General features: G+C 62.4%; 10 protein-coding genes. 5 read left to right on the plus strand and 5 right to left on the minus strand.

The features are described from left to right. Positions 1-30: 30 nt before the first annotated feature. Genes GOEFS_RS19480 through GOEFS_RS19490 form a run of 3 tightly spaced genes read right to left on the minus strand, consistent with a single transcriptional unit; the run spans position 31 to position 2,141 of the window. Positions 31-411, minus strand: a complete 381-nt coding sequence (locus GOEFS_RS19480) for a DUF8021 domain-containing protein (protein WP_007319670.1) — start codon at positions 409-411, stop codon at positions 31-33. A 1-nt stretch (position 412) separates the two neighbouring features. Next, positions 413-1,309 (minus strand): SDR family oxidoreductase, encoded by an 897-nt coding sequence (locus GOEFS_RS19485; RefSeq protein WP_007319671.1) that lies wholly within the window; start codon positions 1,307-1,309, stop codon positions 413-415. Between the two features lie 37 nt (positions 1,310-1,346). After that, positions 1,347-2,141: an SDR family oxidoreductase gene (locus GOEFS_RS19490; RefSeq protein WP_007319672.1), complete on the minus strand. Its 795-nt coding sequence runs from the start codon at positions 2,139-2,141 to the stop codon at positions 1,347-1,349. 71 nt (positions 2,142-2,212) lie between these two features. Here GOEFS_RS19490 and echA20 point away from each other — a divergent pair, with 71 nt between their 5' ends. From echA20 to GOEFS_RS19510, 4 genes are read left to right on the plus strand one after another with little or no spacing between them, the layout of a single operon-like run. After that, complete coding sequence (gene echA20 / locus GOEFS_RS19495; RefSeq protein ID WP_007319673.1) at positions 2,213-2,971, plus strand: (7aS)-7a-methyl-1,5-dioxo-2,3,5,6,7,7a-hexahydro-1H-indene-carboxyl-CoA hydrolase; 759 nt, start codon at positions 2,213-2,215, stop codon at positions 2,969-2,971. Then, complete coding sequence (locus tag GOEFS_RS19500; RefSeq protein WP_007319674.1) at positions 2,968-3,873, plus strand: CoA transferase subunit A; 906 nt, start codon at positions 2,968-2,970, stop codon at positions 3,871-3,873. The genes echA20 and GOEFS_RS19500 overlap by 4 nt, the downstream gene beginning before the upstream one ends. Beyond that, complete coding sequence (locus GOEFS_RS19505) at positions 3,870-4,625, plus strand: CoA-transferase subunit beta (protein WP_007319675.1); 756 nt, start codon at positions 3,870-3,872, stop codon at positions 4,623-4,625. The genes GOEFS_RS19500 and GOEFS_RS19505 overlap by 4 nt, the downstream gene beginning before the upstream one ends. Continuing rightward, on the plus strand, positions 4,622-5,731 hold the full coding sequence (locus tag GOEFS_RS19510; RefSeq protein ID WP_007319676.1) for an NAD(P)H-dependent flavin oxidoreductase: 1,110 nt from the start codon (positions 4,622-4,624) through the stop codon (positions 5,729-5,731). The genes GOEFS_RS19505 and GOEFS_RS19510 overlap by 4 nt, the downstream gene beginning before the upstream one ends. On the opposite strand, the gene GOEFS_RS19515 is transcribed toward GOEFS_RS19510, so the two are convergent. After that, complete coding sequence (locus GOEFS_RS19515; protein WP_007319677.1) at positions 5,732-6,694, minus strand: SGNH/GDSL hydrolase family protein; 963 nt, start codon at positions 6,692-6,694, stop codon at positions 5,732-5,734. It abuts the gene before it with no gap. 60 nt (positions 6,695-6,754) lie between these two features. Beyond that, positions 6,755-7,144, minus strand: a complete 390-nt coding sequence (locus GOEFS_RS19520; RefSeq protein ID WP_138918080.1) for a hypothetical protein — start codon at positions 7,142-7,144, stop codon at positions 6,755-6,757. Between the two features lie 147 nt (positions 7,145-7,291). Here GOEFS_RS19520 and GOEFS_RS19525 point away from each other — a divergent pair, with 147 nt between their 5' ends. Beyond that, positions 7,292-8,440, plus strand: a complete 1,149-nt coding sequence (locus GOEFS_RS19525) for a class I SAM-dependent methyltransferase (RefSeq protein ID WP_007319679.1) — start codon at positions 7,292-7,294, stop codon at positions 8,438-8,440. The last annotated feature ends 164 nt before the right edge of the window (positions 8,441-8,604 follow it).

Raw genomic sequence — 8,604 nt, forward strand, 5'->3', positions numbered from 1 at the left:
CCAGCCGAGCCGGGTGTATCGAGACCTCACTCAACCAGTGGCCATTGTCCGACGGCGGGGCACTCCGAACTTTGCGACGATTACGCGGATACGTCCGCTGTCGTCGAACTCGAATGACTCAATGACCTTGGCGGCCAACCTCAGCGGCTTGGGGTGGACGTTGACCCAATAGGTCGTGTGCACCACGCCCGCGTCGTCGACCGACGCGTCGAATTCACTGATCGCGTGAATCAACTTGAACTGCGGGCCTTTTGCCAAACTTCGGGCGATGTGGTCACCGTTGCGGCCGGTCCGCACACCCAACTCGGTGCGGATACAGTCCGGATGCAGCGGCACCGACGACGGGTCGTGACTGACCAGCGCGTCGACGTAGGCGCGAGCAGCTTTGATCCGAGCATCGTCGACGGTCATCTCAGCGCGCTCCGTACGCTTTGACCGGCTCCGGTGACTTCGCCAAGAGGTCGGTCACCACGTCACCGAGTTCGCTTGGCTCCCAACGTGATCCCTTGTCCTGCGATGCCGCGCGTTGCCAAGCGTCGAGGACGGTGATAGTGCCACCCTCGACCTCAAAGACTCGACCGGTGACGTCACCCGACGCCGGCGACCCCAACCACACAACGAGCGGCGAGATATTGGCCGGATCCATCGCATCGAAAGAACCGTCGGCCGGAGCAGCCATCTGCGCGGCCATCGCCTCACCCGCACCGAGCGTCATCTGTGTTCGCGCGGCCGGAGCGATCGCGTTGGCGGTGATGCCATATCCGCCAAGTTCGGCGGCCGCTTGAATCGTCAGCTCGGCGATCGCTGCCTTGGCGGCGGCGTAGTTTCCCTGACCTACTGACCCGAAAATCCCTGCGCCAGAAGAAGTATTGATGATCCGCGCCTGCGGAATCTCCCCTGCCTTAGCCTTGCCGCGCCAATACGCGGCAGCATGACGCAGCATTGCGAAATGCCCTTTAAGATGCACCCGGACTACAGAATCCCACTCCTCCTCGGAGAGCGATACCAACATCTTGTCGCGAACGAAGCCCGCGTTGTTGACCAAGGTGTCCAGCCGCCCGAATTCACGAACTGCCGTATCGACGAGATCCGCAGCGGCACCCCAATCCGCGACGTCGGCTCCATTCGCCACCGCCGCACCACCCGATGCGATGATCTCGTTGGCAACGGCCTGAGCCGCGTCGGAATTGAAGTCGTTCACAACGACATTGGCGCCATCGGCTGCAAACGCAAGCGCATGGGCTCGTCCAATACCCTGGCCGGCGCCGGTCACTATGACCGCCCGGCCCCCATTCAGCTTGGTGCTCATACTATTTCGGAAATCCTCTCGGGTACGTGAACTTCAGTCAGATCGTGTTGCCGGAATTTCCGGCGGCGAGAAACGCTGGTTTCTCGCCACCGCCGTGGACGGTCAGCGTCGAGCCGCTGATATACCCAGCCAACGGCGAGAGCAAGAAGGCCACCGCGTTGCCGACATCTTCGGGAGATGCCAAGCGGCCCAACGGGATCGTCTCGCCAACGGCCGCAACGCCCGCCTCGTCGCCGTAATGCAGGTGCGACAGCTCGGTTTCCACCGGACCGCAGACCACCGAGTTGAGTCGCACTCTAGGTGCCCATTCGACGGCGAGAGTCGCGGTCAGGTTATCCAGCCCGGCCTTGGCCGCACCGTACGCGGCAGTCCCCGGCGACGGTCGATGACCGCTGACACTGGAGATGTTGACGATCGCCCCGCCCGAATCCTGCTGCTGCATAACCGTATTGGCCGCACGGGCCACGATCAGCGGCGCGAGCAGATTCAAGTCGAAGATCTTCGAAGAGAACCGATCCGATGCCTCGGCAGCCAATGCGAACGGCGATCCGCCCGCATTGTTCACGACACCATCAAGCCGACCGTGCTCGTGCACGATCGATTCAACCATCGCGGCAACCGAGTCGGGCTCCCGAACGTCGCAGCTGTGGAACTCGAACGGGCTGTCGGCGGCCTTGCGGGCACACACAATCGGCGTTGCACCGAAGGTCGCCAGAACGTCGCTGATGCCGGCCCCCACGCCCCGAACGCCGCCGGTGACCAAGACGACATGCCCGGCCAGCCCTAGATTGGCGTCAATCTGCGCTGCTCCGGAAGTTGCTCGACTCGACATGGGTGCTACCCTATCAAACAACCAAGCACTTGCTTGGTTGGTCCGCCCATCAGTCCACAAGGGAGCACCGAGTGCCAATAACCGCCACCTGTGACGAACCCGGCATCACCGTCGTCACTATGGACTTTCCGCCGGTCAACGCCCTGCCGAGCGCGGCGTGGTTCGAGTTGGCCGACGTCATCACCACTGCCGGCTCCGACCCGAGCACGTCGGTCGTCATCCTGCGTGCCGAAGGTCGCGGCTTCAACGCCGGCGTCGACATCAAGGAAATGCAGGCCACCGAAGGATTCGACGCTCTCATCGCCGCCAACAAGGGTTGCGCTGCGGCTTTCGGCGCCGTTTACGACTGCGCGGTCCCGGTGATCGTCGCGGTGAATGGCTTCTGTGTGGGCGGCGGCATCGGCCTAGTCGGGAACGCCGACGTCATCGTCGCCTCCGACGACGCGGTTTTCGGCCTGCCCGAAGTCGACCGTGGCGCACTCGGTGCCGCGACGCACCTGGCCCGGCTGGTACCCCAACACATGATGCGCACGCTGTACTACACGGCGCAGAATGCCACTGCGCAGCAACTACATCATTTCGGCTCGGTCTATCGCGTTGTCTCCCGGAGCGAATTGCTCGACGCCGCACTGGAACTCGCGCGGAGCATCGCCACGAAGGACACCCGCGTCATCCGCGCGGCCAAGGCCGCCATCAACAACATCGACCCGGTCGATGTGAAGACCAGCTACCTACTCGAGCAGCGCTACACCTACGAACTGAACCTTGCGGGCGTCGCGGACGAACATCGCGATGCCTTCGTTGAGAAGTCGACAGGGGCGACGAAATGACCTCCACCGCAACAAAAACCGATAAGACCTCGACGCTCGATGAAATCGTCGCGGAACTGTCCGACGGCATGACCATCGGCATTGGCGGATGGGGTTCGCGCCGCAAGCCGATGGCCCTCGTACGAGCGATTGCCCGATCAGCGGTCAAAGATCTGACCGTGGTGACCTACGGTGGCCCCGACCTCGGATTACTGTGCGCCGCAGGCAAAGTGAAACGCGCCTACTACGGATTCGTCTCGCTCGACTCGGCGCCCTTCTACGATCCGTGGTTCAGCAAGGCACGTACGTCGGGCATTCTCGAGGCCCGTGAGATGGACGAGGGCATGGTCAAGTGCGGCCTGGAGGCCGCAGCAGCCCGCTTGCCGTTCCTGCCGATCCGTGCCGGTCTCGGCTCTGACGTCCTGAACTTCTGGGAGGGCGAACTTAAGACGGTCGAGTCGCCGTACCCCGACGCGGATGGCCGCACGCAAACGCTGATCGCGATGCCCGCCCTCACACTCGACGCCGCCTTCGTCCATCTCGATGTCGCCGATCGACACGGCAACGCCGGCTATACCGGAGTCGATCCCTATATGGATGATCTGTATCTGGCCGCGGCCAACCGGCGTTACCTGGAGACCGACAAGCTGTTGTCGACCGAAGAGCTCGTGGAACTCCTTCCCACCCAACGTCTTTTACTCAACCGCATGAACGTCGATCGAGTCGTCGAAACTCCTAATGGAGCACATTTCACTTTCGCGGGCGACTATGGACGCGATGAGAGCTTCCAGCAGTTCTACGTGGAATCCGCCAAAGATCCGGCGACATGGGAACTCTTTAAGAGTCGCTTCCTCGACGTCGATGAGGTCACCTATCAGACCGAAATCGCCGCGTGGGCGAGCGAGCAGGAGGAGTCTAAATGAGCACTGGGACAACCGAAATCACGCGTGCGGAGTATTGCGTCATCTCCTGCGCCGACATCTTCGCCGGCGCAGGCGAGATCATGGCATCGCCAATGGCTCCGACGCCACTACTCGGTGCCCGCCTGGCCCGGCTCACCACCGAACCCGATCTATTGATTACCGACGGCGAAGCGCTGGTCTTCGCGGATACGCCCGCGATCGGCAAGAGTGCGCCCATCGAGGGGTGGATGCCGTTTCGCAAGGTATTCGATGTGGTCGCCTCGGGCCGACGTCATGTCGTCATGGGCGCCAATCAGATTGACCAGTATGGCAATCAGAATCTGTCGGCATTCGGTCCATTGCAACACCCGACTCGACAGATGTTCGGCGTTCGCGGGGCGCCGGGCAATACCATCAATCATCCGACAAGTTATTGGGTCGCAAGGCATTCCGCGCGGGTCTTCGGACAGGTTGACATCGTGGCCGGTGTCGGTTTTGACAAGGTCGACACTGACAACCCGGCCTTCGACGATCTCAATATCCACCGAGTGGTGACCAACCTCGGTGTCTTCGACTTCGGCGGGCCGGGCCACACCATGCGGGCCCTCTCGCTGCACCCCGGCGTCGATCCGGTAGAGGTCAAGGAGAACACAAGTTTCGCAGTGGCTGAACTGGATTCGGCACCCACAACTCGAACGCCGAGCGATGAGGAACTTCGACTAATCCGGGAAGTACTCGATCCCAAGGGGATTCGGAATCGAGAAGTGAAATGACCGAGGCAACGCCGGTTCGTGCAGCCACCCTTGCCACCCGTTTCACCGACCTTGTCGGCGTCGAATACCCGATTGTGCAAACCGGCATGGGTTGGGTCTCAGGACCGTCGCTCACCGCCGCGACAGCCAACGCGGGCGGCTTAGGCATTCTGGCGTCGGCGACAATGACGTTCGCCGAGTTGGAAGCCGCGATCAAGAAGACTAAGTCGTTGACCGACAAGCCATTCGGCGTCAACATGCGCGCCGACGCGACCGACGCCGCCGACCGTATCGATCTGGTGATTCGGGAGAAGGTTAAGGTCGCGTCGTTCGCGTTGGCACCCAAAAAGGACTTGATCGCCAAGCTGAAAGACAATGGCGTAGTGGTTATTCCGTCGATCGGCGCCGCCAAACACGCCGTCAAAGTGGCGAGTTGGGGTGCCGATGCCGTCATCGTGCAGGGCGGCGAAGGCGGCGGTCACACCGGACAGGTCGCGACGACACTGCTGCTGCCATCGGTGATCGATGCCATCTCGGATGGCGATGGCAACACCACGATTCCGGTCGTCGCGGCCGGCGGGTTCTTCGACGGTCGCGGGCTGGTCGCAGCACTGGCCTATGGCGCCGAGGGCGTTGCGATGGGCACCAGATTCTTGCTCACCTCCGACAGCGCGGTACCCGAAAGTGTCAAACAGGAGTACCTGAAACGCAGCCTGACCGACACCGTCGTGTCGACCAAAGTCGACGGCATGCCACATCGAGTACTCCGGACACAACTCGTCGACGCGCTCGAAAGTGGCAGCAAGGCAAAAGCTTTGGTCGCTGCGGCTCGAAATGCCAACGAGTTCAAACAGATGACCGGCATGCGCTGGACCACTATGCTTCGCGACGGCGCGTCGATGAAGAAGTCGGGCGAGCGCACCTGGCAGCAGATCATCATGGCGGGTAACACGCCCATGTTGCTCAAAGCCGGTCTGGTAGAAGGCAATACCGAAGCCGGAGTGCTCGCATCGGGCCAAGTCGTCGGCATGATCGACAATTTGCCGAGTTGTGACGAGTTGATTCAGTCAATTATGACCGGGGCACACGAACGGCTGTCGGCGTTGGGCTCACGCTTCGCCCGCTGATCAATCCACGCGACCGGTACCCTGACGTTTCGCCGTCGACCAGACCGCACGCACCGCGTCGACGACTTCGGTTGCCTGCCCGGTGGCTCCATCGAGGTTCGGGTGATACGGAATCGCGCCGCCGGCAAAGGGATTGCCCAACTGAAAGCCGGTCACCCACGGTACGGCATCGCAACCCAGATGCCCGGTCGGCGCGTCGACGACCGTTGCGCCAGAGCGTGCCGCCGCCGACGATGTCGCCGCGACGAGTCGTCGATACTCATCGGCTAGTTCTGCCGCCCGCTGCGGCGGCAACGGAACGATCGGGCACGTGGCCGCTTCGCGACCTAGTACCGGAAGATACTGCACCAGGAAGACTTTCGCGTCCGGAGCCCGGTCATGCACTGCCTGAACGATCTTGATCAGCGCATTGCGAACTTGACGCAGCGTCGACGATCGACGTGCCGGCCGCTCGGATTCGAGGGCCGTATGGCAGGTCCGTCCCGCGACTTGCCCAACAGCTTCGCCGCCCGGGATGGGCGCGGTGACGGCGGTATGGCAACTGTCGGACGTCATCCGCCCGATGTAGTCAATGTCGTTGCCGCCGATGGTGATTGTCACCAACCGCGTGTCGGACGTCACCGCTTCGATCTGACGCGGAAGCGAATGCCGTCCATGCCGGATCCGTTGAGTTCGCGAGATGATGTCGGCGGTGGTGGCCCCCGAGCAAGTTACGTCGACGAGATGTAGATCAAGTGACTGAGCGACCTGATGCGGATAGTTGCGGCCCGAACGCAGGCAAGCACGATCCACCACCGGCGATATCCCCGGACCGGCGGCGTAGGAACTTCCCATCGCGACATAGGTGTCACCCGCTGCGAGTTCCGTTGGGTGCGAAGGCCGAGAATGTCCGACAAATGCCACGACGACCGCCGCGATGACTAGGAATACGCAGGCGAGAACGATTCGCGTAGTCCGTGGCACGGCCCAAATCTATCAGTTTGACCGGTGGACGTTCTGAGCGAGACTATCGCGCGGCACCGATCAACGGCTGTCCACCCTACGTCGAACCTGGGCTAACAGGTCATCGCCGAATAGTTCGCGCGGCCATGCAACACGTTGGCCGCGAACGATTTTCATGATGACCAATCCTCCCCGCTCATCCATGCGGGCGATCGTCGAGTAACGGTAGAGTCCTTCAGTTCTGCCGTCCGCTATACGGAGGCACTGATCGTCGAGACCTACGCCCCATTCGGCACCTGCACGATAGGGAAGGCGCAAACGACGTAACGACTGCCAGAACACCAGGCCGGTCAATAGCGATACGTAGCCGACTGCCCCCGCGAACCACCACCACTCGCTATAGATCACCGAGAATGCCAGCGCGGCCAGCACCACAACTGCCATCAGGATGCCGAAAAGGCGACGGGTCAAAGATTCGACGGTGATAGCGATTGACAGGTCTCGCGCAGTTCTTGGCCCAACGACCCAGACACGGGAGATCTCTGGTCGGGATACTTCATCGAACTGAGTCACAACGTCCCCGCTTCTCATCTATCAATATCGGATCAAGCATAGTGAATGGGCATCCGACTTCGCCCACCCGGTAACGTCGTCGCCGTGGATCTCAGCGTGCTGCGGCGACACCCCGACGTGGAGGGGCCCGACCTTTCCGCGTCGGACGCCGCCGACCGGCTGATACTCGACGAAGCGGCGGGCCTGCTCGCGGCGGCACGGTCGGGCGACCTCGTCGTGATCGACGACAATTACGGCGCGCTGAGTTTGAGCGCGGCTGCTGGCGGGGTGAAGGCAATCCGGGTGCATCAGGACCTGATAACCGGAGAACGTGCGTTGGCCGAGAACGCCGCCCGGTTGGGACTATCCGCGGTGACCTCGCTGCCACTGACATCCGAACTTCTCACCGGGGCCCGGCTTGTCTTGATGCGCCTCCCGCGGTCTCTGGACCGTCTCGACGAGATCGCCGGACTTGTTGCGCGACACGCGGATCCGGTGGCTACCTTGGTGGCCGGCGGACGGACCAAGCACATGTCTACGTCTATGAATGACGTTCTGCGAAAGCACTTTTCGCGCGTTGATGTTAGCCATGCCCGGCAAAAGTCGCGGGTGCTGACCGCATCGGGACCCGTGTCGTCGGGCATATCCCGGTGGCCGAATCGACAGGCGCACGCCGATCTCGATCTCACCATCGTCGCGCATGGCGGTGTGTTCGCCGGGACCAAAGTGGACGTCGGGACACGGTTTCTACTCGACAACCTGGACGCAGTGGCCCCCGCCACCTCCGAAGTAGTTGACTTGGCTTGTGGCAGCGGGATTGTCGGCGCATGGCTGGCGAAGAACCGACCGGCGGTCCGGGTCCTCGCGAGCGACCGATCGGCAGCGGCGGTCGCATCCGCACGCCTGACGGCGCAGGCGAATGACGTCGACAATCGGATGACCGTGACACAGGCCGACGGCGTCAAGCACCTTGCCGACGAGAGCGTCGGATTGGTCGTTCTCAATCCGCCGTTTCACAGCGACGCCACGCTGTCGGGCGCGATCGCGACGCATCTATTCGAGGATGCCGCAAGGGTTTTGGCTCCCGATGGCGAACTTTGGTGCGTCTGGAATTCGCACCTGCGCTATCGCGGTGCCTTGCAGCGCATCGTCGGGCCCACGCGGCAGATCGCGCGTAATGCCAAGTTCACGGTGACGGCGTCGCGGCATGGGTGACCGGACACCATTGCCCAGCAACGAAGTTCGGCGTGCGAGGTCTCGATACACCCAGCTCGGCTAACGCCTCGCCGGGCACTCGACCAGCAGTAGGTCGTGACGGCTAGCGGTAAACGCAGATGGTCGAGTGCGCTCGCCGAGCGCAGCGAGACGCGCGCGTATCG

It is taken from the genome of Gordonia effusa NBRC 100432 (assembly GCF_000241305.1).
GTDB lineage: Bacteria > Actinomycetota > Actinomycetes > Mycobacteriales > Mycobacteriaceae > Gordonia > Gordonia effusa.

Excerpts from the sequence above, each read along its gene's own strand:
- GOEFS_RS19510 (WP_007319676.1), top strand. The coding sequence starts at position 4,622 with ATGACCGAGGCAACGCCGGTTCGTGCAGCCACCCTTGCCACCCGTTTC.
- GOEFS_RS19480 (WP_007319670.1), bottom strand. The coding sequence starts at position 411 with ATGACCGTCGACGATGCTCGGATCAAAGCTGCTCGCGCCTACGTCGAC.
- GOEFS_RS19485 (WP_007319671.1), bottom strand. The coding sequence starts at position 1,309 with ATGAGCACCAAGCTGAATGGGGGCCGGGCGGTCATAGTGACCGGCGCC.
- GOEFS_RS19525 (WP_007319679.1), top strand. The coding sequence starts at position 7,292 with ATGGGCATCCGACTTCGCCCACCCGGTAACGTCGTCGCCGTGGATCTC.
- GOEFS_RS19490 (WP_007319672.1), bottom strand. The coding sequence starts at position 2,141 with ATGTCGAGTCGAGCAACTTCCGGAGCAGCGCAGATTGACGCCAATCTA.
- GOEFS_RS19505 (WP_007319675.1), top strand. The coding sequence starts at position 3,870 with ATGAGCACTGGGACAACCGAAATCACGCGTGCGGAGTATTGCGTCATC.
- GOEFS_RS19500 (WP_007319674.1), top strand. The coding sequence starts at position 2,968 with ATGACCTCCACCGCAACAAAAACCGATAAGACCTCGACGCTCGATGAA.